Raw genomic sequence first — 22,707 nt, forward strand, 5'->3', positions numbered from 1 at the left:
AGAATACAATGTCTCAAAAAAATAATTCTGCACCTGATAAAGCCTGGCTGGCAGCCTTTCTTTATTATGCCGAACCCTGGGAAGAATTTCTCATCAATGGGGTAAAGCCTTTGATAGACCAGGTTATGGAAAATCAAATGGCTGACCAATATTTTTTTATCAGGTACTGGGAGAAGGGCCCTCATATCAGACTAAGGTTCAAAGGTGATAGAGCCATACTTGAGAATAAGGTTAAACCGTTGCTCACTGAGCATGTTAACAACTACTTTAAAAACCGGCCTTCGGAGAGGCAGGACCCGGAATGGTTGAAAGATGTACCTGAGCAACAGCAGTGGTATCCAAACAACTCGGTACAGTTTATAGCGTACGATCCTGAAACCGAAAGATACGGAGGAGAACATGCACTGCTGGTTTCCGAACGGCAATTCCAGGCTTCATCCGAAGCTACACTCAAAATTGTAGAAGAAGGACTTGATTCTTGGGACTATAACCGTGCCCTGGGGGCAGCAATACAACTGCATCTCGGCTTTGCCTATGGCGTTGGTATGGATCAGCACGAAGCTTCGAAATTTTTTTCAGAAGTGTTTCAGAACTGGCTGCCCAGGGCCTATTACTTTTATGAAAAAGACATATCGAAAGAAGAGCTGGCAAGAAGAAAGCAAGAAACTCTGAAGGCTTTTGAAAGTAATTTTGAAGCACATAAGGAAAGTCTCATTCCGTTTTTTCAGACGGTATGGGAAGCATTTGAAGAGAAGCAGAGTTTTGACCAGGAGTGGCTAAACCAGTGGCTTACTGATATGAGAAATATAAAAGCTGACCTGCGAACACTGCAAAAAGAAGGAAAACTGGTAGTGCCTGAATGGTATGCTATGAAAGAAAATACAGGAGTGCCGGAAGAAAAGCAACAATTATGGGCCATATATGACAGCTACATACACATGATTAATAACAGAATGGGAATTATGAATCGTGACGAAGGATACCTGGCATATCTGGTGAGGGAAAGTATTAAAGTTTTGGAAATTCAGTAAGTAATGGATAAAGATAAATATTTAAACGAAGCCATCCGGATAGGGGATGAAATACTGGAACGAGTGGAGAAAACAGCGGATGGATATACCTGGAAAACCATGTCTTCTACCGGGGACCTGGAGATTCAGTGGGAGATATCAGAGAGCTTATATTCAGGCACGGCCGGTATTGTTTATTACTTCCTTGAGCTTTACAAACGTACAAGTGATGACAGGTATCTTGAAGCTGTAGAAGAAGGGGCCCGTTGGCTTGAAAACTATTGTATGGCCAACAAAACCGATTATTATGCTTTTTATACAGGTCGAATGGGTGTTTCTTATCTGATGTTGGTGCTGGCCGATTTTTTTAAGGATGATAGCTATAAAGCCAAGGCCCTTAAAATAGCAGAAGGGTGTGAAGCATTCCTGGCTATGGATCGGAAAATCGATGACCTGATCAATGGCGTTTCGGGAACGCTGTTAGGTCTGTTGCACCTCCATGCTGCAACCGGAGACGAGCGGGTGCTGGCGAATATAGAAAGGTATGCCCTGCACCTGATAGAACGGACCAACATCACCCCACATGGTTTTTATTGGGACAGGTCCGGTACCAATATCACGGGGCTTTGTGGCTTCTCACATGGAGCCGCCGGCATAGGCTATGTTTTTCTTGAGTTAGGAAGATACTTTGACAACAACAGTTTCTATTGGGTTGCGGAGAATGCCTTTGCCTATGAAAATCATTTCTTCCATGAGCCGTTTAGCAACTGGCCGGATTTCAGAAGAGGCTTTTACAATGAAAAAACACTTGGTGAAAACAGGGAGAGATATTTAGATGGAAAGAAAGATTATTTTTTACTTCCGGGGGATATGTCCGCGTGGTGCCATGGAGCCCCCGGTATTGGATTATCCAGGGTACGAGCCTGTGAAGTATTGAAAAAGGAGCAGTACAGTAAAGACCTGGAAAAGGCGGTAGAAAAAACCATAGGTGCAACATTGGATACCAGATTGTCCGTTGGCTCCTGCATCCTTTGTCACGGGGTGGGGGGTAATGCTATACTTTTCTTGAGGCCTGGCGTACACAGGATGATGTTAATTATGCTAAACTGGCGACACAGGCAGGTGACCGGGCACTGGCTTATAAAGAAGAAAAGGGGAAGTATCTTTCGGGTTATTCATTTGCTGGTTCTGAAAATGATATCAGCTTATTTATGGGTGATAGTGGCATCGGCTACTTTTACTTGCTATTATCAGGCGGAAAGCCCGAAGCTCCAACAATATTGAAGCCAGACCTTAATCAAAAATATAGTGGCAAAAAAGAAGGAATATTGGTGGCCGATCTGGAAAAATTACTGTCAAAATTTGCATCTGCCCTGTATCCTTTAACTTACCGGAAGGTTGAGCAGGAGATCGATTTAAATACCATGAGTAACGGTTCATTTATGAATTTGTTAAAAGAAGCCATAGACAAGGCCGTTGCTGATAAAGCTGATACCGAAATGCTGAAAGTGTGGCAGTATGAGCTTAAAAAAGAAGAGCTAGACAGCACAATAGAAAGTCACTCGTATAACAGGATCAGGAGAATAGTTGAAATAGAGAAAAATCAGGCATGTTTAAGAGAAGGAGCAGAGCTAATCAATGCGGAACTTATGCTGCCGCAAGAGCATGTGCTGTTTGAGCTGCCGGAGGAGGTAGCTAAAAACAATGATGAGGAAGACTACGCTATATTCATTCCAACAGCAGAGTACCTTCTCGAATTTCCCCTGAATGATTTTGCTTATACCGTGATCTCAAAATTTGAAGAACCGAAGAGCGTTAAACAGGTGATCTCCGAAATGGTTGATGAATTTGAAGTTACCGAACAGGCAGAAATGGATCAGGTCAAAGAAGTAACCATATATCAGATTACAGAAGCTTTGCAGCAGGGAATATTGTTTATGAGCAATTCTGAAGTTGTGCCCCGGTAAAAACGAGATCAGGTTTATTAACAGGCACAACTAAATGACGGCTTGCTAAATTTCCAAAAGTTTGGTAAGGCTTGACTGTTCAGAGGCACTGACAGAAATGATACACTAAAGCAGAGGTGCCGGTCTTTTCGGAAATTGAAGAGAACACTTGTCATTGAATATGATAAGCGGAAGCTCCCACCTTTCAGAGTTAAGTTAAACCGTACTAGATCGACAGCGCAGAACCCTCTGCTATTCAGGTAAGAAAAATCTATAAGGAGCAATAACTGTTAATTGCTTGCTAAATAGTCGTTTATGAAACAATTCAGTCTCATTTTACGTGAACTACTATTATGCATTGCAAAGTACTAGGTCAATAATTATACACTTGGCAAGCAACCTTCCGGCATGTAGGGTAGTCTTTAGGGAATAAGGTCAAAACGGTCAACAGTCAACAAACTCAAAATAAGTGTCAACCATGCTGAAAAACTACCTCAAAATCACACTCAGGAGCCTTTGGAAAAGTAAAACCTATGTAATTATTAACGTATTAGGGCTGGGCATAGCCATGGCCTGTTGTATTGTGGCATATATCAACTATGACTATAATGCAAGCTACGACAAGCAGCACGTGAACGCCGGTAATGTTTACAGAGTTAATTTTATCAGAGACTTTCAGGGAAATCGCACCAGGAATGGTATTGCTCCCATGCCGCTGGGAGAAAGCATACGAAATAACATTGCAGGCGTCGGGCGGGTGATCCGCTACATACCCAACGATGGTAATATTCGCATTTCCGACGAACTATTCAACACCGAAATAGGCTATGCTGACGAAGGCCTTTTTGACCTTTTTAATTTTCCGTTAAAAACAGGAAGTAAAGATGATCTTACCGATAAATCCAGGATATTCATTAGCAGTGAATTAGCTACAAAATATTTTGGAGAAGAAGAGGCCTTGGGGAAACAGATCACCCAGGTACTTGACAGCAGTACTTTGGAATATATTGTAGCAGGAGTATTTGAAAAAATGCCTGCAAACTCCAGCTTCCAGTTTGATGCAATTACACATTTCGATAATTTTTTCAAGGCTTTCGATAAGTATGATGAAAATAGCTGGAAGATATGGAATACACTTTTAATTGAAGTTCAGGACAAGTCAAAGATCCCCTTTATAGAAAAGGAGCTGCAAAAATATAAAGCTAACCAGAACAAGGCCAGGGAAGACTTTCAGGTATCCGAGTTTTATCTTGATCCTTTCGAAGGAATGGCCATCCGTGCCGAACGTGAAGATGTACGTAATCATTGGTTTAGAAATAGTTTACCTACAGCCGCTGTAATTGCCCCGGCTGTAATGGCATTTTTAGTGTTACTTATAGCCATATTTAATTTCACAAACACTGCCATAGCCATGTCCAGCCGCAGGTTGAAGGAAATAGGTATCCGCAAAGTGATGGGCGGCAGGCGAAACCAGCTGATAGGTCAGTTTCTGGCTGAGAACCTTGTCCTTTGTTTCCTTGCCGGTATGGTGGCCATTTTACTGGCCGAGATTCTTGTGCCGGCCTATAACCAGATGTGGGAATTCCTGGAGCTGGATATGAACTACCTTAGCAATGCAGGTTTTTTTATATTCATGTTTGGTTTATTGCTTGTTACCGGGCTTTTGGCCGGGAGCTATCCGGCATTTTATATCAGTAGTTTTGAGCCTACCAGTATACTAAAAGGCACAATGAAGTTCGGAGGTACTACTTTTTTCACAAAGTCACTGCTCACCCTGCAATACAGTATTTCCCTCATAGCTTTAATTTCTGCTGTTGCTTTCATTCAAAATGCCAGATACCAGCAGGAACTGGACCTCGGTTTTGACCAGAAAGGCATTATTTATACCTTCATCAATGGCGAAAATGAGTATGAAGTTTATAAAAATTCCCTTGCCGGAAATAGTGATATAAAATCTGTAACAGGCACCAAGCATCACATTATGTCGACCTATATTAATGATCCCGTCCGTTTTGAAGATATGGAGCGCGAGATCGACATTATGGAGGTCAGCGAGGATTACATGGATATAATGAGTATGACATTGCTCGAAGGAAGGCAATTTGAAAAAGATTCAGAAACAGATAGAAAGGAATCCGTCATTGTAAATGAAACCATGATGGCCGCTTACGGCTGGGAAGATGCCATAGGTAAGAAAGTGGTATGGCGCGATAGTGTACAGCTCTATGTGATCGGGGTTTTTAAAGATTACTATGGCAATGGACTGTGGGACATAGTGGAGCCGACTATGTTGCGCCTGAACAAACCTGAAGAATATACCCGGATACTTGTAAAAGCCGATGCCGGTAACCTGGTGGCCGTTAATGAATTTATGGAGGCCAAATGGCGAGAGATATTTCCAAACAGGTTATATAATGGCAGATATATGGATGAGGAGATAAAAGAGGCCGCCACAGTGAATAACAACATTTTAAAACTATTTATATTCCTTGGTATAATAGCAACCCTTCTTTCTGCCTCAGGACTTTTTACTATGGTATCCCTGAACATCATCAAGCGGATGAAAGAAATAGGTGTAAGAAAGGTGCTGGGAGCTTCTGTTACAAACATTGCTAAAAACCTTAACAAGCAGTTTTTGATTATCCTGTTGATTGCATCCGTTTTAGGTTCGGCTGCAGGCTATTATATGGTGGATTCGCTGATGGCCAGTATTTGGGCTTACTATACCGGAGCAGGTTTAATAACCTTTCTGGCAGGTATTGTACTGATCTCTGTTGTCTCAGCTTTAACTGTCGGGTTTAAGATCTATAACGCTGCTTCAATGAGCCCTGCGCTAACACTGAGAGATGAATAATAAAGGCCGGAAGGCATGTAACTTCTGTCTGTTTATTAGCGTCTTACGATTACTCAAATAACAACAATTAGTATTATGGTCAAAAATTACATCAAAGTTGCCCTGCGCAACATTACGAAACACAAGTTTTTCTCGGTTATAAATATACTGGGGCTTACCATAGGTATCTCAGCCTGTTTGTTTGTTACCATGTATATTTACGACGAATTGAATTATGACCACTTTCACACCAAAGGGGAGCGCATCTATAGAATTAACCTTCATGGAAAGCTGGGTGGTCAGGAGATTTATACTTCAAACAGCAGCTTTCCGATGTCGAAAGCACTGGTAGCAGAGATACCGGAAGTGGAAGAAGCGACTCGGGTAAACCCTATGGGCGAATGGATATTCAGGAACGGTGACCTGGCATTTAATGAGGAAGGTATTATGGCTGCCGACTCTAACTTCTTTGAGGTCTTCAGTTTTAAGTTGCTGGAAGGCAATCCGAAAACAGCACTTAAAGACCCTAACAGCCTTGTACTGAGTGAAGAACTGGCCAGGAAATATTTTGGAGATGAGTCCGCTCTTGACAAGTCACTGTCTATAGGAAATGACAAGACTGAATATAAAATTACGGGTGTGATGGAGAACAAAAGAGGAGATTCTCATTTGAAATTCAATGCGCTCCTGTCCAGCACCTCATTCTCATGGATGACCCAGGGAAACTGGTTAAGCAACAGTTTGTATACTTATTATGTGTTGAATGAAAAAGGCTCGTCAAAAAGCGTGGATGAGAAACTGGAGCCAATTATGGAACGAAATGTAACTCCGGTACTACAACAATTTATGGGTAAATCATTGAAGGAATTCAGAGCAGAAGGAGGTATTTATGAGTACTACAGTTTCCCAATGTACGATATTCACCTGAAGTCAGAAATGCAGGATGAGGCTGAGCCTCCGGGTGATGTGTCATATGTTTTTATATTGGCCGGTATCGGTCTTTTCATAGTTATATTGGCGTGTATCAACTTCATGAACCTTACCACGGCCAAGTCAGCGGGAAGAGCGAAGGAGGTTGGGCTCCGAAAGACACTGGGTTCGTTGAGGAGCACGCTTATAGCCCAATTTTTGACAGAATCAATGATCTATGCTATAAGTGCCGCACTGTTGGCACTTGCTGTAGTGTATGTGCTGTTGCCATCATTTAACCTGCTATCAGGCAAAATGCTCACATTCTCCATATTAGCTGAGCCATCAATTGCGATTGTATTAGGTCTTTTGATATTATTTGTCGGAATTTTGGCGGGTAGCTATCCGGCCTTTTATTTGACAGGCTTCAAGATCACCGAAGTATTGAAAGGCAGGCTTAGAGCCGGTATGAAGAGTGGTGGTATCAGAAGCTTTCTGGTTACTTTTCAGTTCTGGATTTCAATTGTACTCATTATCTGCACCGTTGTAGTCTATCAGCAATTGCAATATGTGCAAAACAAGAACCTGGGTATTGATAAAGAGCACATCCTGATCATTGAAGATACCGACAGGCTGGAGAAAAATAAAATGGCCTTCAAAAATGAGCTCGATGCAGGCAGTGGCATTTTAGGAACCAGCTACTCCAATAACATGGTGCCCGGAGTAAATAATACTACCATATTCAGAGCTGCGGGTGACGAGCAGGACCACATCATGGCTACATATTTTGGTGATTATGATCACCTGAAGACCCTTGGCTTTGAACTGACCGACGGAAGGTTCTTTTCCAGAGACTTCCCTTCAGACTCCGGAGCAGTAGTGCTCAATGAAGCTGCCGTTAAAGAACTGGGTTGGGAAAATCCGCTTGAAGAAAAGATAATCAATTTCAATGGCGACGAGCCGGTTGAAATGAAGGTGATAGGAGTAGTAAAGGACTTTAATTTTGAAAGTCTGAAAATGAATGTAAGACCGTTGGTACTTCAGCTTACCAAAGAAGGAAATATTCTCTATACCCGTTTCTCCGGAGAAAGCCCGAATGATGTCATCAATACCATAGCAGACCGTTGGGAAAGTTATGCTCCGGGCGAGCCGCTTCAGTACTCTTTTCTTGATGAAGACTACGATGCCCTTTTCAGAGCAGAGCAGAGGTTGGGCATGGTCTTCACAGTCTTTACGATTATTGCCATATTTATAGCCTGTTTGGGCCTGTTTGGTCTGGCGGCATTTATGGCGGAGCAACGCACAAAAGAAATAGGTATCAGAAAAGTGATGGGAGCCAGTGTATGGAGCGTAACCTCTCTGATGTCCAAAGAGTTTGCTAAGCTGGTGATCATAGCCTTTGTGTTGGCTATTTACCCCGCTTACTATGCCATGGACCAATGGCTTAACGGCTTTGCCAACCGGGTGGAGATCAGCATCTGGATCTTTGTTGTCAGTGGCATCGTTTCATTCGTCATTGCATGGCTTACCGTAAGCTACCAATCCCTGAAAGCAGCCAGGGTTAATCCTGTCAGGTCTCTTAGATATGAATAGAATGAGAATTACCACAGTGCCTCAAAAGGCACTGTGGTAATTCTATTACTGCTTACATGTCACTTTAACTCTGAACCTTACCCGTCCCTGATCAACAGGGTGTGAGTTCCTTTTTGCAAAATCCCCCAAGTAGCGAGTTTTGTTGATATTACCATTGGTATTGTCTTCTTTCAAAGAAAGAGGCTTCCTGCTCAGTAAATGATGTTATCCTAAAAGAGCTATGTTTTTATAAATTAAAAACTCAAATTCACACGAATTTTAGTCATTAGTTAATGAGGTTATCAAAAACCCAGTTAGTAGCCGTTATTGTAGCAGTAGTAGGAATAGTGTTTTTTTCTGCAAAAGCGGTAATCGTCAAATTAGCCTATGAGTATAATGTGCCGGCTGTATCTTTACTACTACTGAGAATGTCTTTTGCCCTCCCTGTTTATGCAGTCATTGCTCTGATCAAAAGGCCATCGTCCCCTGAGAAGATTACAGGTAAGGATTATCTATGGTTATTTGCATTTGGATTTATCGGATATTACCTGGCCAGTTTGTTTGATTTTCTGGGGTTACAGTATGTCAAAGCCAGCCTTGAGCGGATCATACTCTTTGTATATCCTACTTTGGTGATCCTTATTACCTGGTTGTTCTTTAAGAAAGTTCCAACCCGGGTACAGGTGATGGCGATACTGCTTTCTTATGCAGGTGTTTTTATCACTTTCAGCGAAGAGCTGGGAGTGTCTGGAGAGGAAAATGTTTTGCTGGGCGGAGTGCTGGTTTTTTTGAGTGCACTTACCTATGCTTCTTACCTTGTGGGTAGTGGCTATTTAATACCTAAATTCGGTGTGGTTGTCTTTACTTCCTACGCCATGATCATATCTTGCATATGTGTGGTTGTTCATTATTTGCTGACATCCCATGATAACGTTTTTTCATACCCGGCAGAGGTTTACTGGCTGGGCTTCCTGATGGCCATGATCTCAACCGTGATACCATCTTATATGATCTCCTATGCCATAAAGCATTTGGGAGCGCCAAACTTTTCAATAATAGGAAGTTTGGGGCCGATATCTACCATTATACTTGCTAATATATTCCTCGACGAAAGGCTCTCGTACCTTCAAATAACAGGAGCTGTAGTGGTAATATGCGGTATTATACTGGTGAGCAGAAAGAAATAAGGGGAAGATTATGCCCGCAGGTCAAATAAATACTTCTTCCTGCTGATTCGTGCCAGTAAGATTGAGACAACCCAGGCATATTCTCGCCATTCCGGATTTTCGCAGTGTAACGGAGAAAATATCCGGAGTCCCCAACTTATGAGTACTTGCTGAGCTTTGTTTGCACAAAATGCCGTCTAGTCCTCTTCGAGAGACATCGGCTGGGAAGTAGTAAGTAAAGTAGTAGGCAATAGGTAAAAGCGGCAGGCAATTGTGGCGAAAAATTTGAAGGTTACAATCTGATTACCATGTCCCCCAAACACAACGTAGCGAAGATATTTCATTGCATCCCTGCATAAAACACGCTCATACACAAAAACTCAGGAATGACGTGACGGTGTAAGAAGGGGAAACTAATTTGTTTTGAAATGTAACCTAACTGCCTTGAAGAATACTACAGGAATGTTCCAGCACCTAGTTCAACCTGAACATGAAACGGGCACCGAGGTTGATGGTACTAAAGTCAATAGTCATGGTTTGTCCCAGGTCTTTGGCTTCGGTTTCGGCAATGTCTGCCTGGAAAAAAGCTTCCATTTTAAACTTGTCGCTGAAGTTAAAAGCAGCTCCGGCTTCGCCTCTCGGACCAACTGTACCACCTTTAAACTCTTCAAACGACAGTCGGTGGTACAATAATGCCAGGCCAACGTAAGGGCTGACTTTTCTTTGCCCCAGGTAATAATTTGCTCCGGCCCCTACGGACAGTCGTGTAGCCGTATAGTTGATGTATTCGCTTTGATAGGAGTACTGATTTACCAGCTCTGTAGAACTTATCCCTACGGCAAAATCAAATATACCTTTGAGCTGCAACCGCGGACGCAGAGCATAGCCTATCTGGCCCCCAATCATAAAAACCGAGGTCATGTCCGCACTGCCACTTAAAAGGGTAATGTTGCGATTGGCCAGATCCTGCCTGATGTAATTATTGATTTCCGGTGAGTCCATTATCCCTACACCGATATTTATAGAAGCCCGAACCGTGCCTGGCTCGTCCAGTCTTGATTCTGGCTCTTGAAATTGTTGGAGCACAATTTCCTGTTCTTTTTGCTTTGCGGCTTCATCCTTAGCAGAATCTTTCCAGTTCTTATCATAATAAGGATAATCCTGAGCTATTACCGCATTCCATGAGCATGCGGCAATAGCTAAGAGTAGTATGAATTTCCTGTCCATGGATCAGACAACGACGTTTACAATCTTTTTAGGTACTACTATCACCTTTTTGGGCGATTTTCCCTCCAGCCATTTTTGAATAGCCTCAGAAGCCAATACCTGCTTTTCTATATCCTCGCGTGGCATATCTGTAGGGAAACTCATTTTTGCCCTCATTTTACCATTAACGGAAACCGGGTATTCATGTTGGCTTTCCGTGAGGTAATTCTCATCATACAGCGGATATGCTGCTTCTGTAATGCTGGTCTCGTTGCCCATTTTATACCACAGCTCTTCAGCGATGTGCGGAGCATAGGGAGAAACTACTACAATAAGTTGCTCAAGGATCGCTCTTTTATTGCATTTCAAAGCAGAAAGCTCATTTACGCAGATCATAAATTCGCTTACAGAAGTATTGAATGAATATCTCTCAATATCCTCCTGGGCTTTTTTAATGGTTTTATGAAGTATCTTTAGCTCGTCTTTTGAGGGCTCGGCATCAGATATTTCAAACTCGTCCATACTGTTGTGAAACAGGTTCCAAAGCTTTCTAAGGAACTTAAACACACCGTCGATACCATTGGTATTCCATGGCTTAAATTGCTCCAAAGGTCCCAGGAACATCTCATAAAGCCTTAAAGTGTCAGCACCATACTTTTCGATAATGTCATCAGGGTTAACAACATTATATTTGGATTTTGACATTTTTTCGACTTCATGTCCGCAAAGGTAGTTGCCGTCAGGCTCCGTTATAATAATGGCGTCTGCATGGTATGGCCGCCAGTTTCTGAAAGCTTCGATATCCAGTATATCATTGTTTACAATATTCACATCTACGTGAATAGGAGTGATTATGCTAAAATCGATCTCTTTTGCGGCAAAATCAGTACCGTGTTTTTTATTGTGGTTTGCTATGCCTTCAGCTATGAGTTTGTGAATAATGTCTGTTTCTGCTTTTGTTATGGCAGATTTTTTGATTCTGTCTGTCACTCCCTTTGAAAGAAATATTTCCGGGGTATCTTCAGCCTCCAGTTCCGGAGACATGGAGTAGTTCAAAGACAGCCTGTATACAAAATTCGTTCTTCCCTGGATCATTCCCTGGTTTATCAGCTTCTTAAAAGGCTCCTTAACAGTGACCAGCCCCATGTCATACAGGAATTTGTTCCAGAAACGTGAGTACAACAAGTGACCGGTAGCATGCTCTGAACCCCCGATGTACAGATCGACATTTTCCCAGTATTGCTGGGCCTCTTTGCTTACAAACTCATTTTCGTTATGGGCATCCATGTAGCGGAAGAAATACCAGCTTGAACCGGCCCACCCTGGCATCGTGCTTAGTTCGATAGGGTAGCCTTCTTTTGTTTCCCATTTTTCTGCTCTTCCCAGCGGCGGTGCACCATCTTCCGTAGGCAGGTATTTGTCAACTTCAGGCAGTACGAGCGGAAGCTCGGACTCGTCCATCAAATAGGGGAGGCCGTCCTTGTAATATACAGGAAGAGGTTCACCCCAATATCTCTGGCGCGTAAATATGGCATCGCGCATTCTGTAGTTGATCTTGCCTTTACCGATGCCTCTTTTTTCCAGTTCTTCCACCCCCCGCTGCATGGCCTCAACAGGAGTGAGGCCATTCAGAAATCCGGAATTGATCACCTTTCCCTCTTTTGTAGGATCGGCAGCTTTTTCAATGTTTGCAGAATCGTTGATGGGGATAATGGGCAGGTCAAAGTGCCTGGCAAAATCATAATCGCGTTGATCCCCGGCAGGTACTGCCATCACTGCACCGGTGCCGTAGCCTGCCAGTACATAGTCCGCCACCCATACAGGAATCTTCTCACCGCTGAATGGGTGCGTGGCATAGGCCCCTGTAAAGGCTCCTGTAATGTGCTTTACGTCGGTCATTCGCTCACGCTCTGACCGGTTTTTGGCTACATCAACGTACGAGGTCACTTCATCCTTCTGGTCTTCAGTAACCAATTGGCCAACCAGGTCACTTTCCGGTGCAATGGCAAGATAGGTTACTCCATATACTGTATCAATACGTGTGGTGAATACCCGGATATTGACACCTTTATCAGCTACGGGAAAGTCCAGTTCGGCTCCAATGGATTTTCCTATCCAGTTTCGCTGCATTTCTTTTAAGGGCTCCGGCCAGTCTATGGTATCAAGACCTTGCAACAACCTTTCGGCATATGCAGTGATACGCATCATCCACTGCATCATGTTTTTTCGTATAACCGGATGCCCGCCTCTCTCTGAGAAACCGTCCTTTACTTCGTCATTGGAGAGTACAGTACCTAATGCAGGGCACCAGTTTACCGTGGTATCCGCCAGGTAGGCCAGTCTGTAATTCAGCAACATTTGCTGCTGTTGTTTTTCATCATATCCGGCCCATTCTTTAGCGCTGAAAAGAGGAGTTTTTTCATCACACGCGGCCTCAATGTTAACATTTCCTTCTTTTTCGAATGCAGAGATCAGTTCAGCGACAGACTCGGCTTTGTCAGTTTTTTTGTTATACCAGCTGTTGAACAACTGCATAAAAATCCACTGAGTCCATTTGTAGAACTTAGGATCAGAGGTTTGTACTTCCTTATCCCAGTCGAAGCTGAAGCCGATGTTTTTAAGCTGTTCTTTATATCTTTTTATATTTTGCTCGGTGGTTACAGCAGGGTGCTGTCCCGTCTGTATGGCATATTGCTCGGCAGGCAGGCCAAAGGCATCAAAGCCCATAGGGTGTAATACATTAAAACCTTTGAGTTTCTTGAAGCGTGAAACGATATCGGAGGCAATATAGCCCAGCGGATGCCCTACATGAAGCCCTGCCCCGGAAGGGTATGGGAACATGTCCAGTGCATAAAACTTGGGTTTGGAAGGGTCAACTTCAGCCTTGTAGCTTTCATGATCAGCCCAATATTTTTGCCATTTTTTTTCAATCTCGTTGAAATTGTATTCTGCCATTGTTTTTTGCCTTTATTAAGAGGCGCAAAATTAACAGATTTATCATCAATTCAGGACATGATGATGAAAAAGTTGGCGGTTGCTAATATTGAAAAATGAGAAGCCGGAAAGTCTCCGGAGTGCTAGATCAGCATAAAAGTTTTGATCTCCCTGGTCAGTTCTGCCACATCAATCTGCTCTATCGGGTGCCTGAAACCTTTGAATACATGTAAGGAGCCGTGGGGCAGGAGTTTAGCAACTTTTTCAGACTCTTCCAGCGTTGCCATGTTGTCTTCATCACCGATGCCAATGACTACGGAATGCTCAATGTTCTTAAATAAATCAGAAGTCAAAGGGGCATGGTCACCCAGGTTGATCATCATCTGAGCGGTTTGCCTAAGTACCTCTTTCCAGTCAACAGGGGCATGTCTTTCAGCAAGCATTTTTGCCAATGCAGGTACTTTTTCTTCGATCTTTCCGGCATCCAGCATCTTTATTTCTTTCTGAGCTATAGCCGGTGACCACTCCAGCTTTGTGCCTAGTGTAAATATTTTGCCAACCTTTCCGGGGTGCTTCAGGGCAAGGTTAAGAGCTACATACCCACCCATGCTATAACCAAAAATATCGACCTGGCTGAGTTTTTCAGAATCTATGAAGGTGATTACTTCTTCCGTAAATTTATTGACATCGAACGGGCCGTTGAGTGGCTCGCCCCCATGCCCTGAAAAGGACATGCTTTTTACATTAAACCAATGGCCTAAAGCCTGAGTAACAGGGAGCAGTTGCTCTTTGCTTCCCAACGCTCCATGAAGAACAAGTATGGTTCGCGGCATGGTCAATCCTTCGGGGTGAGTAGTTCAACTAATTCGATTACTTCTGCATTGACACCATTTACCCTGGCTCCTTGCTCTTTTAAGGCAGCCAGCATATAGCCGGGCACTTTCTCGTTATTACCAAGCTTCGACTCGATATCATTTAAGAGTACCATCAGCTCGGGAGCTTCACTGGATCTGATGGTCTGCAGTTTTTTCTTAATGGCCGCTATTTTTTCGCCCGCAGGACTGATTTCCGGGGTCTTTTTAGCTGTTATTTTTTTATCAGAGGAGGTGTCGCTATACATGTCGCGGGTTTGGCTTTCGATACAACTGTTGTAGTGGGAGACAAGCTTTTCCAGGTCATTCCTCTTGTATGTTTTATCTTCTATTTTCTTTTCTACCTCATCGCAGTCAGATAAAAAGTCGGACATTATTTTTTTAAAAAGAAGTGTCGGAACTTCAATGCCCTCCCCGGTCTTTTTTGAAAGGTACCTGGCACCGAATGAATAGTTGCCATCAGAACGGAATGATAAAAGGCTCAGATAACCTTCAGAGTCCAGCTGCATGACTTTATAGATCTCACCAAACTTAACCGAACGATACACGAGGCTGTCTTTACCAACCTCTATAAACTGAAAAGCCTTGAATCTCCTGATACCATCATCAGTTTTGATGGTTATTTCCTCGTACCTTTCCGAAGGTAATAATATTTGCACCTCTCCTCTGATCGTATCCCTTAGCGTAGTTACCACGTAATCATTTTGTCCGTAGCACCAGCAGGAGATCAGACATAAAACAACGGCAATACCTTTTTTCATAAGCTTTAAGTTTGACACAAAAATAGAATTAATTACCACTTTTACCACCTTTCTTCAGGCGTCCGGCATTCTTCAGCGCATTATGAATGATCCATTCCAATTGTCCGTTAGTACTCCGAAATTCATCAGCCGCCCACTTTTCAATGCCCTCAAGCAAGTCAGGATCTATGCGTAATACAAAAGGCTTTTTCTTAGCCATGATCTGTTTCCTTTTTCATTAATTGCTCTATCACTTTTTTCAGCTCTTTTGGCTTTTGAGTGCCCAAAAGTAACTTTTTACCAGAAGAAAATGTCAGGTGTAAAGCCATATTGCCGGCTACACTTAGCGCTCTTCTCTGGCCCGACCGGTGATATCCATGCCTTTTTTGTTTGAATTCTGATATCTCGAACTGTTGGATATCTTCCAGTTTTATAGTTTTCCAACGCCATATAAAGGGAGGGAAGCGATACCGGATGTGATGGCCCCTGAGCTCTGTTTGTAATCTGCCCGATAGCACCAGCCAGTTTATGGCAGCAATGACCAGCAGGGTAATAACGCCCAGAATAACCAGCAAGGTGTCAGACAATTTATTTTCAAGAGGCTGTTTCAGATGGAGCTGCATGTAGAGGGCATATACTATACCCATGACAGACACGAAAGATACTGTCATCATGATGATCCAAAGTTTGACTGTGCCCAGCGCTTGCTCCTCTTTAAAACAGATCATTTGTCAATGGTTTAGTGTGCCGGAATTAACTACCGGAGTCACATCTTTATCAGCGCATAAAACTACCATGAGGTTGCTCACCATAGCAGCTTTCCTTTCTTCGTCCAGCTCTATCACCTCTCTTTTCGAAAGATCGTCAATAGCCATTTGAACCATGCTTACCGCACCTTCTACAATTTTGTGTCTTGCAGCAACAATAGCAGTGGCCTGTTGCCTTCTCAGCATGGCACTGGCTATTTCTGAAGCATACGCCAGGTAACCGATACGGGCTTCAATAACTTTTATACCTGCAATGTCCAGTCTTTTGCTAAGGTTTTCTTCCAGGGCATGGTTCACTTCATCCAGTCCCGATCTGAGGGTGATCTCTGCTTCGTCATCTTCAAAGTTATCATAAGGGTACTGGCCTGCAAGTTTCCTGACAGCAGCATCACTCTGGATTCGGACGAACTCTTCATAGTTGTCTACCTCAAAGGCAGCTTTGAAGGTGTTTTTAACCTGCCAAACTAATATGACACCTATGAGAATGGGATTACCCACCTTGTCATTTACTTTGACTCGTTCGCTGTCAAAATTTCTGGCGCGTAATGATATATTGGTCTTTAAGTAGAAGGGATTCACCCAGAAAAAACCGTTTTGCTTTACGGTTCCTTTATATTCTCCAAAAAGCACAAGTACTCTCGAGCTGTTGGGATTTACAAAGAAAAACCCCGGGCACAAAACGATACTGATGAGAATGCCCAAAATAAGAAACGGATTCTTAATGGCAAGCAAGCCAAACAAGCTTGCAAAGAAGATCAAAATAACAACGGTCAGCATAATGTAACCTGAGATGGGGCTGGTTTCTTTTTCCTGATTCATGGTTTTGATATTAAAATGATATCATAAATATATTATTATAAATTAATATACGCAATGGACGATCAGGTGGTTACATAGTTTTGATTTTATGGAATTCTGGACTTAATTTGCTGACCTAAATATTTTAATTGTTCTATGGTAAAATATGATCCCAAGACCTGGTTTGCGCTTATCTTTCATTCGTACAGCAGGCAGGTACTCAGGTTGCTTCTGCCTGGCCTGATCGTTATGCTGGTCTATACATTCGGAATAGCTTATGCTATTCTGGATTATTTTAAGCTACACTTTGTAAGTACCACTGCCGTACATTCGCTTTTAGGAATTGTGTTGGGTTTGTTCCTTGTTTTTAGGGTCAATTCGGCATACGATCGTTGGTGGGAGGGAAGGAAGCTTTGGGGGCTTTTGGTCAATAACACGAGGAACCTGGCGGCAAAAGTAAGTGCATTTTTGCCTGAGAGTGACACGGCTTCGCGTAATTTCTTCGCTCAGATGATCCCCAACTTTGTGGTGGCGATGAAGGAGCATCTGCGTAAAGGCGTTAATCTTGCTGATCTGGATATTGTTGAGGAGGACTTCCTGAAGAGGCTTAAAGGGAAGGACCATATCCCGAATATGATTTCCTTAATGCTCTATGAGCGCGTAAATTTGTTGTATAAGGAAAATGCCCTGACCGGCGAGCAGTTGTTTGTTATTGACAAGGAAATAAAGGAGTTTTCCGATATACTTGGTGGCTGCGAAAGGATTAAAAATACACCTATACCATACTCTTACAGCATGTACATCAAAAAGTTTATATTTACTTTTACGGTTACATTGCCTTTTGCTTTTATTACAGAATTCGGTTATTGGACTATCCCAATTGTGCTTTTGATATTTTTTATCCTGGTAAGTGTCGAGTTGATCGCTGAAGAGATTGAGGACCCTTTCGGTGGAGATACCAATGACCTGCCTATAGATGAGCTTTCTGAAAAGATCAAAAATAATGTAAGGGAGATTTTACTGAGGGATTAATAATTACATACCTAGAGGAAGGAACTTAAAACAAAAAGGCTGTTATCGGTGCGATAACAGCCTTTTTTATTCTGTTTTTGTTTTATTTATTCTTCTACTTCTTCCTCAACCTCTACTTCCGAAATAGGCTTAAGGTTTGACGGAATTTCATCGGCTACATAAGGGTAAACTTCCACGAAATTCGTTTGAGTGATGGAAGGTATGTCATACGGCACGAGCATACCTTCAAAGTGTTTTTCAATTCTTTCGAAGGCCTGTTTTACATGCAGTGCGCAAACTAAAATATAAGTGTTGATCTTCACTTCTTTTTCGCTATCGCCATCTACTGTGGAATAGGTAACCTTGCACTTAAACCATGTATCGGAGTCTTCGTAATTAATAACTTCAGCGATATTGGTTTTGGCTATATGCGTTACGGAAAATTCACCTGAAATATCTCTGGCCGCAACTTCGTTGATCCGTGCTTCTGCATCTGTATACGAAACGGCATCCAGCAAAAATGCTTCGGTTATCTGCTTTAATAGTCCGTCATCCCCTTCTTTATTGTGCTTTATTTTGCATGAGTACCAGGTCTTCATTCTTCTTTCTGATTTTTTGTTTTCAAGATATTTTTCGAGGACTGCAAAGATATCACCGATAATTTACCGGCCTAGAAATATACCTGAAATTTTATATGGATTTGTCTGAAGCCGGCGCACGTCAATATTTATTGATTTTTGTCCTTATTTAAGGCTATGGGCTTTACCTCGAAGCCTTCTTCCCGAAGCATTTGGATCAAGCCGTCTTCACCGGCAAGAAAGGGGGCACCCAGGGCAAAAAAAGTACTGTTATTGTTTATGGCATTTTTTATTTCAGGGTACCAGTTTTTTATTCTCTCTGTGTAGTAGTGTTGTTGAAAAGGCTTACTTTCATTGGTAGCTTTTAGTGTTTCATCGCTAACCCTTTCCAGGTTTTCTTCTTCAATGTAGTACTTTACAAGCTGGCTGTAATCTTTAAGATGCTGCTCAAAGTTATTTACGGTATATTTTAATGCCTCAACCTGGTCTTTTATAGGAAATTTTTCAAAAGCATTAATTTCTTCCTGTATGGTACCAAGCCCTTTTACGGTCATTTTATTTTTTCTGGCAATGTCGGAAAGCTCTTCTTCAGGAAATATTATATTCTTACCCAGGTCCAGGGCAGTAGTTGCAGTAACAAGTATAATGGGCTGCAGGCGGCTGTAGTTAAAGTGGTAGGCATGTTCGCGTACATCATACCTCATCATCAGGAGCAGTCTGAGTTGGTTTAGTTCATCATCAGTCAGGTAATCATTGATCCATCCATCGTTTGGTATTCTTACAGCTTTATTAAATTTCTTCTGAGATGAGTTGTCAGAGATGAGTTTGGTTGCGAAGACTTCACAGTCTTTCATGGCATTTTTCACCTTGCGGGGAACTGAATATTCTTTTTTGGGCAGAAAGTTCACTATTCCGTACAGGTAAGAGGGTTTACTCAACCCATTGCCGGAGACCTCCCAAAGTACCGCGTTAGTGTTGTCATCAGTCTGACCATTACAAGCAAGGATGGTGCCCAGGATCAGGGTTAGTGATAATAGAGAGCTTTTTAAGTTAGAGCCAATCATTATTTTTATTTTTTACATCAGAATTCAACTCCCAATATAAGCTTCATTATGTAAAAAACCAGTATTAATATGCTAATTGATTGCCTCTGATAATCAAATTTTTAGAATTGTACTGAAAAAGGTTAATTGGAGACAAAAAGGGCAGTGTAGAGAAAGTACAGAATTATCATTAAAAACATGGCAGCATACATTACCAGGTCAACCCTGACATATTCTTTATACTTGCTATAGAGTGCTTTTATTTTTTTCATGTGCTATCGGCTTTTCGCCCCATATATATCAATACTCGTACTACGTCTCCCTGCTGGCCTCAGGTACTAAGGCTTTGAACTCTGCAATAAATGAGGTGCCTTTTCCGAGGTTACTTTGGCATCTGATGCTTCCCCCCATGGCTTCAACAAATTGCTTAACAATAGAAAGGCCAAGTCCTGTCGAGGTTTCGTTCCCGGTAGGCCTGGCGGTTAATTTTTGATATTTACCAAATAATTTTTTCTGGTCTTCATCGCTTATTCCAGGCCCCTGATCGGTAATGTTAAAAATAACCTTATCATTTTTTTGAGTCAGAATAACAGATATTTCGGTATCGCTGGGCGAAAACTTGATGGCATTTGATATAAGGTTTTCAAAAACCTGATTGATAAAGCTGATATCAATATTGATCCGAATATTATCTTCTATATGTTCATTGATCTCAATTGACTTTTCTGCAGCGGTAATTTTATAACGAGACACACATTCTTTGAGGATGTCCGAAAGATTCGTTCCTTCAAGTTTAATGTTTAGTTTTCTCGATTCGATAGCTTCAATGTCCAGTATTTTACCGATCATTTCATTAAGTCTGTTAGCGCTCATCTCTATACTTTCCAGGTATTTCAATGTATCTTCATCGAGATTAGCGGTTAATTTTATGATCGTGGTAAAGCCCTTGATCTGGTTTAACGGGCTTTTGAGGTCATGTGCTACTATACCTATCAGGTTGTTTTTTTCATTGTTGAGGTTAATAAGCTCTTTATTTTTTTTGAGGATCTCATCTTTTTGCTTCTCGACCTCCGCATGCATCTGAGAAATGGTCTTATTAGCTTCGTGGAGATATTCTGCCTGGTCCATGATGGACTCCTTCTGCATTTCCAGTTCTTTATTTTTTCTCAGGATTTGCTCGTGAGCTATCCTCAGTTTTTCAGTCTGCTCAGATATTTGCTTCTTCTGTTCGCGGAGTTCATTGTTCTTTTGCGAGATTTCCTCATAGGCTTCCTCCAGGTTATCAGCCAGTAACATGAGATCTTTTTTCTTGTACTCCAACAGGTAATTGTTGGAAACAACCGTATCATTGGTTTTTTTGAGCAGGCTGATCTCTTTTTGCAACTCCTGGGTTTTCATATCCAGAGTTTCCAGGTACTCGGTTTTCAGTGATTTTGATTGTTCTTCTGCAGTGGTGATATTCAAGGCCACTTTTTCTTTATACACATCTATTATCTCGAGTATCTGCTTTCCGTCAGCGAACTGAGCAGCCTCTTCAACTCTTTCAATAAGATCGAAAATGTCCTTTTTTGCATCCTGTATGCCTTTTAAGACCCCTTTAAATTTGCTCATTTAAGTTTGCAATATTAAAATTTATGTCACCATTCAGTTTATGGTAACCTAAAAGGTAAAAAATACTTTAGGTAAAACCATGAAATGGTGTTTTATTCTTTCAATCTTTTTTTGAGTTTCACGGGATCCTTGCTCTTTCTTATTCTCATATTTAGGAATTCTACCATAAGCGAAAAGAATACTGCAAAATAGATATATCCTTTGGGCACATGATAATGCAATGCCTCAATGGCAAGCATAAACCCTATAAGTATTAAGAATGATAATGCAAGAATTTCCAAAGTGGGATGTTTGCCAATAAAATCACTTATTTTTTTTGAGAACAGCATCATTACTCCGATGGATATCACTACGGCAATAATCATAAGGATGATCTGGTCGGTTAAGCCAATAGCAGTTAATATCGAATCGAAAGAAAAGATGATGTCAAGCAATATAATTTGAAAAATTACGGACAGTAAAGTAGTACCGCCTCTGCTGGTATCAGCGTGCTCTTCACCTTCCGTTTTTTGGTGAATCTCCAGTGTGCTTTTAAATATCAGAAAGATGCCCCCTGCCAGCAAAATGAGGTCTCGACCGCTGAAGTCATGCCCGAACAGTGCAAACAGTGGTTGGGTGAAAGTGATAATCCAGGTTATACCCAGCAACAGACCTATGCGAAATATTAATGCCAGGGAAAGCCCTAAATTTCTTGCCTTTGCCTGCTGGTTCTGTGGTAGTTTATTGGAAACAATTGAAATGAATATGATATTGTCAATTCCAAGAACTATCTCAAGAAAAGTTAAAGTGAGCAGTGCTACCCACGTTTCTGGTAGTAGAAATATTTCCATGACCTCAAATATATAAGAATTTTCTTTTTAAGGTCAACCGACCCTGCCTAGTACAAGGAAAACAGGAAAGGTTACGATCTGGTTATCACCCCATTGGTCTTGAAGTTGATTAATGAGTGCCCCGACCGGATTATCGCCCTCTTTCTGCATATAATGCTGCACGGCAGACCATGACCCCAGATAACCTCTTAAGTGCTCAAGGCTCCATTGCACGGTATAATGGAAGTAGGTTTGGTGAGGATCTTTTAACGGAAAATTAATATCGGCGTACTCCTTAAGCAGAATTTTTCGTTCGGGGTCCCAGTAGCTCCCTACAATATTGTCATGAAAGTTCTTAATAATGGGGTCGATAGTTTTATTTATCTGCAACAGGTTATAGCCCCAATATGCCAGGGTTGCACCGGGCTTGGTAACCCTCAAAACCTCATTATAAAAAGACTCTACCTCAAACCAGTGGAGTGCCTGGGCCACTGTAACAAGGTCAACACTTGATGATGGTATGGAGGTATTCTCTGCGGGTGCCTCGATGTACTGAATGTTAGGAGCTTTTATTGCCCTGGATAGTTGGTTGGAGCTGATGTCGGTAGCATAAACTTTTTTAAACCGCCGGGCCAGTTGGTAAGCCACCTGGCCGTTGCCGGTGCCACAGTCCCAGGCGCAGTCAAACCCTTTCACATTATCAAACAGATAATTATATAGCATCGCAGGGTAATGCGGGCGGTAAGCTGCATACAGGTCTGACTGTCGGGAGAAATTATCTTTTATAGACATGGTACTTCTGCTCTTCTCTTAAAATACTCAACTCTTCCCGCTTATTCTACAGTTCGGTAACACTTTTTTTTAATGGGGATTGGCTTCTACCAATTTAGTGTCTGAATATA

Annotated in this window: 20 protein-coding genes; 7 read left to right on the top strand and 13 right to left on the bottom strand. The window is 42.0% G+C overall.

What is annotated here, in order from left to right:
* The first annotated feature begins 8 nt into the window (after positions 1–8).
* The 6 genes from LVD17_RS18265 (at position 9) to LVD17_RS18290 (ending at position 9,457) form a co-directional block, all read left to right on the top strand.
* A complete protein-coding gene (locus tag LVD17_RS18265) occupies positions 9–1,031 on the top strand; it encodes a thiopeptide-type bacteriocin biosynthesis protein (protein WP_233760449.1) in 1,023 nt (340 codons plus the stop codon).
* A gap of 3 nt (positions 1,032–1,034) precedes the next feature.
* On the top strand, positions 1,035–2,294 hold the full coding sequence (locus tag LVD17_RS18270; RefSeq protein ID WP_233760450.1) for a lanthionine synthetase LanC family protein: 1,260 nt from the start codon (positions 1,035–1,037) through the stop codon (positions 2,292–2,294).
* Positions 2,291–2,977, top strand: a complete 687-nt coding sequence (locus LVD17_RS18275) for a hypothetical protein (RefSeq protein WP_233760451.1) — start codon at positions 2,291–2,293, stop codon at positions 2,975–2,977. Before LVD17_RS18270 ends, LVD17_RS18275 begins: the two co-directional genes overlap by 4 nt.
* Before the next feature lie 457 nt (positions 2,978–3,434).
* On the top strand, positions 3,435–5,810 hold the full coding sequence (locus LVD17_RS18280; RefSeq protein WP_233760452.1) for an ABC transporter permease: 2,376 nt from the start codon (positions 3,435–3,437) through the stop codon (positions 5,808–5,810).
* A gap of 75 nt (positions 5,811–5,885) precedes the next feature.
* Positions 5,886–8,291 carry an ABC transporter permease gene (locus LVD17_RS18285; RefSeq protein ID WP_233760453.1) on the top strand — a complete coding sequence of 802 codons (2,406 nt, stop codon included), beginning with the start codon at positions 5,886–5,888 and terminating at the stop codon, positions 8,289–8,291.
* A 272-nt stretch (positions 8,292–8,563) separates the two neighbouring features.
* Positions 8,564–9,457 carry a DMT family transporter gene (locus LVD17_RS18290; protein WP_233760454.1) on the top strand — a complete coding sequence of 298 codons (894 nt, stop codon included), beginning with the start codon at positions 8,564–8,566 and terminating at the stop codon, positions 9,455–9,457.
* Positions 9,458–9,910: 453 nt separating this feature from the next.
* Here the strand turns inward: LVD17_RS18290 and LVD17_RS18295 are convergent, their stop codons facing one another.
* The 7 genes from LVD17_RS18295 to LVD17_RS18325 form a co-directional block, all read right to left on the bottom strand.
* Positions 9,911–10,663 carry an outer membrane beta-barrel protein gene (locus tag LVD17_RS18295; RefSeq protein WP_233760455.1) on the bottom strand — a complete coding sequence of 251 codons (753 nt, stop codon included), beginning with the start codon at positions 10,661–10,663 and terminating at the stop codon, positions 9,911–9,913.
* A gap of 3 nt (positions 10,664–10,666) precedes the next feature.
* Positions 10,667–13,597, bottom strand: a complete 2,931-nt coding sequence (locus LVD17_RS18300) for a leucine--tRNA ligase (protein ID WP_233760456.1) — start codon at positions 13,595–13,597, stop codon at positions 10,667–10,669.
* Positions 13,598–13,719: 122 nt separating this feature from the next.
* A complete protein-coding gene (locus tag LVD17_RS18305; protein ID WP_233760457.1) occupies positions 13,720–14,409 on the bottom strand; it encodes an alpha/beta fold hydrolase in 690 nt (229 codons plus the stop codon).
* Between the two features lie 2 nt (positions 14,410–14,411).
* Complete coding sequence (locus LVD17_RS18310) at positions 14,412–15,209, bottom strand: hypothetical protein (protein ID WP_233760458.1); 798 nt, start codon at positions 15,207–15,209, stop codon at positions 14,412–14,414.
* A 28-nt stretch (positions 15,210–15,237) separates the two neighbouring features.
* Positions 15,238–15,408, bottom strand: coding sequence for a type II toxin-antitoxin system antitoxin (locus LVD17_RS18315; protein WP_233760459.1), 171 nt, complete (start codon positions 15,406–15,408; stop codon positions 15,238–15,240).
* On the bottom strand, positions 15,401–15,916 hold the full coding sequence (locus LVD17_RS18320) for a hypothetical protein (protein WP_233760460.1): 516 nt from the start codon (positions 15,914–15,916) through the stop codon (positions 15,401–15,403). Before LVD17_RS18320 ends, LVD17_RS18315 begins: the two co-directional genes overlap by 8 nt.
* 3 nt (positions 15,917–15,919) lie before the next feature.
* Positions 15,920–16,774: an SPFH domain-containing protein gene (locus LVD17_RS18325; protein ID WP_233760461.1), complete on the bottom strand. Its 855-nt coding sequence runs from the start codon at positions 16,772–16,774 to the stop codon at positions 15,920–15,922.
* A 135-nt stretch (positions 16,775–16,909) separates the two neighbouring features.
* On the opposite strand from LVD17_RS18325, the gene LVD17_RS18330 reads away from it, so the two are divergent.
* Positions 16,910–17,785, top strand: a complete 876-nt coding sequence (locus tag LVD17_RS18330; protein ID WP_233760462.1) for a bestrophin family protein — start codon at positions 16,910–16,912, stop codon at positions 17,783–17,785.
* 86 nt (positions 17,786–17,871) lie between these two features.
* Here LVD17_RS18330 and LVD17_RS18335 read toward each other — a convergent pair whose 3' ends face one another.
* The 6 genes from LVD17_RS18335 to LVD17_RS18355 all read right to left on the bottom strand — a co-directional run bounded on the left by LVD17_RS18335 (position 17,872) and on the right by LVD17_RS18355 (position 22,597).
* On the bottom strand, positions 17,872–18,363 hold the full coding sequence (locus tag LVD17_RS18335) for a DUF4494 domain-containing protein (RefSeq protein WP_233760463.1): 492 nt from the start codon (positions 18,361–18,363) through the stop codon (positions 17,872–17,874).
* Between the two features lie 128 nt (positions 18,364–18,491).
* Entirely contained in the window at positions 18,492–19,406 is a 915-nt protein-coding gene (locus LVD17_RS18340) for a TraB/GumN family protein (RefSeq protein WP_233760464.1), read from the bottom strand.
* A gap of 122 nt (positions 19,407–19,528) precedes the next feature.
* Positions 19,529–19,657 carry a hypothetical protein gene (locus LVD17_RS28510; RefSeq protein ID WP_255702481.1) on the bottom strand — a complete coding sequence of 43 codons (129 nt, stop codon included), beginning with the start codon at positions 19,655–19,657 and terminating at the stop codon, positions 19,529–19,531.
* Between the two features lie 40 nt (positions 19,658–19,697).
* Positions 19,698–20,996, bottom strand: a complete 1,299-nt coding sequence (locus tag LVD17_RS18345; RefSeq protein ID WP_233760465.1) for a sensor histidine kinase — start codon at positions 20,994–20,996, stop codon at positions 19,698–19,700.
* A gap of 92 nt (positions 20,997–21,088) precedes the next feature.
* Positions 21,089–21,826 carry a TerC family protein gene (locus LVD17_RS18350; RefSeq protein ID WP_233760466.1) on the bottom strand — a complete coding sequence of 246 codons (738 nt, stop codon included), beginning with the start codon at positions 21,824–21,826 and terminating at the stop codon, positions 21,089–21,091.
* 33 nt (positions 21,827–21,859) lie between these two features.
* Positions 21,860–22,597 carry a class I SAM-dependent methyltransferase gene (locus LVD17_RS18355; protein ID WP_233760467.1) on the bottom strand — a complete coding sequence of 246 codons (738 nt, stop codon included), beginning with the start codon at positions 22,595–22,597 and terminating at the stop codon, positions 21,860–21,862.
* Positions 22,598–22,707 lie beyond the last annotated feature (110 nt).

The organism is Fulvivirga ulvae (genome assembly GCF_021389975.1).
Classification (GTDB): Bacteria; Bacteroidota; Bacteroidia; order Cytophagales; family Cyclobacteriaceae; genus Fulvivirga; species Fulvivirga ulvae.

Bases quoted from the DNA above. Each gene is read 5' to 3' on its own strand.
- LVD17_RS18290 (WP_233760454.1), top strand. From the start codon at position 8,564: ATGAGGTTATCAAAAACCCAGTTAGTAGCCGTTATTGTAGCAGTAGTA.
- LVD17_RS18350 (WP_233760466.1), bottom strand. From the start codon at position 21,826: ATGGAAATATTTCTACTACCAGAAACGTGGGTAGCACTGCTCACTTTA.
- LVD17_RS18265 (WP_233760449.1), top strand. From the start codon at position 9: ATGTCTCAAAAAAATAATTCTGCACCTGATAAAGCCTGGCTGGCAGCC.
- LVD17_RS18280 (WP_233760452.1), top strand. From the start codon at position 3,435: ATGCTGAAAAACTACCTCAAAATCACACTCAGGAGCCTTTGGAAAAGT.
- LVD17_RS18340 (WP_233760464.1), bottom strand. From the start codon at position 19,406: ATGATTGGCTCTAACTTAAAAAGCTCTCTATTATCACTAACCCTGATC.
- LVD17_RS18305 (WP_233760457.1), bottom strand. From the start codon at position 14,409: ATGCCGCGAACCATACTTGTTCTTCATGGAGCGTTGGGAAGCAAAGAG.
- LVD17_RS18310 (WP_233760458.1), bottom strand. From the start codon at position 15,209: ATGAAAAAAGGTATTGCCGTTGTTTTATGTCTGATCTCCTGCTGGTGC.
- LVD17_RS18315 (WP_233760459.1), bottom strand. From the start codon at position 15,408: ATGGCTAAGAAAAAGCCTTTTGTATTACGCATAGATCCTGACTTGCTT.
- LVD17_RS18295 (WP_233760455.1), bottom strand. From the start codon at position 10,663: ATGGACAGGAAATTCATACTACTCTTAGCTATTGCCGCATGCTCATGG.
- LVD17_RS18270 (WP_233760450.1), top strand. From the start codon at position 1,035: ATGGATAAAGATAAATATTTAAACGAAGCCATCCGGATAGGGGATGAA.
- LVD17_RS28510 (WP_255702481.1), bottom strand. From the start codon at position 19,657: ATGAAAAAAATAAAAGCACTCTATAGCAAGTATAAAGAATATGTCAGG.
- LVD17_RS18300 (WP_233760456.1), bottom strand. From the start codon at position 13,597: ATGGCAGAATACAATTTCAACGAGATTGAAAAAAAATGGCAAAAATAT.
- LVD17_RS18335 (WP_233760463.1), bottom strand. From the start codon at position 18,363: ATGAAGACCTGGTACTCATGCAAAATAAAGCACAATAAAGAAGGGGAT.
- LVD17_RS18345 (WP_233760465.1), bottom strand. From the start codon at position 20,996: ATGAGCAAATTTAAAGGGGTCTTAAAAGGCATACAGGATGCAAAAAAG.
- LVD17_RS18330 (WP_233760462.1), top strand. From the start codon at position 16,910: ATGGTAAAATATGATCCCAAGACCTGGTTTGCGCTTATCTTTCATTCG.
- LVD17_RS18355 (WP_233760467.1), bottom strand. From the start codon at position 22,597: ATGTCTATAAAAGATAATTTCTCCCGACAGTCAGACCTGTATGCAGCT.
- LVD17_RS18325 (WP_233760461.1), bottom strand. From the start codon at position 16,774: ATGAATCAGGAAAAAGAAACCAGCCCCATCTCAGGTTACATTATGCTG.
- LVD17_RS18285 (WP_233760453.1), top strand. From the start codon at position 5,886: ATGGTCAAAAATTACATCAAAGTTGCCCTGCGCAACATTACGAAACAC.
- LVD17_RS18320 (WP_233760460.1), bottom strand. From the start codon at position 15,916: ATGATCTGTTTTAAAGAGGAGCAAGCGCTGGGCACAGTCAAACTTTGG.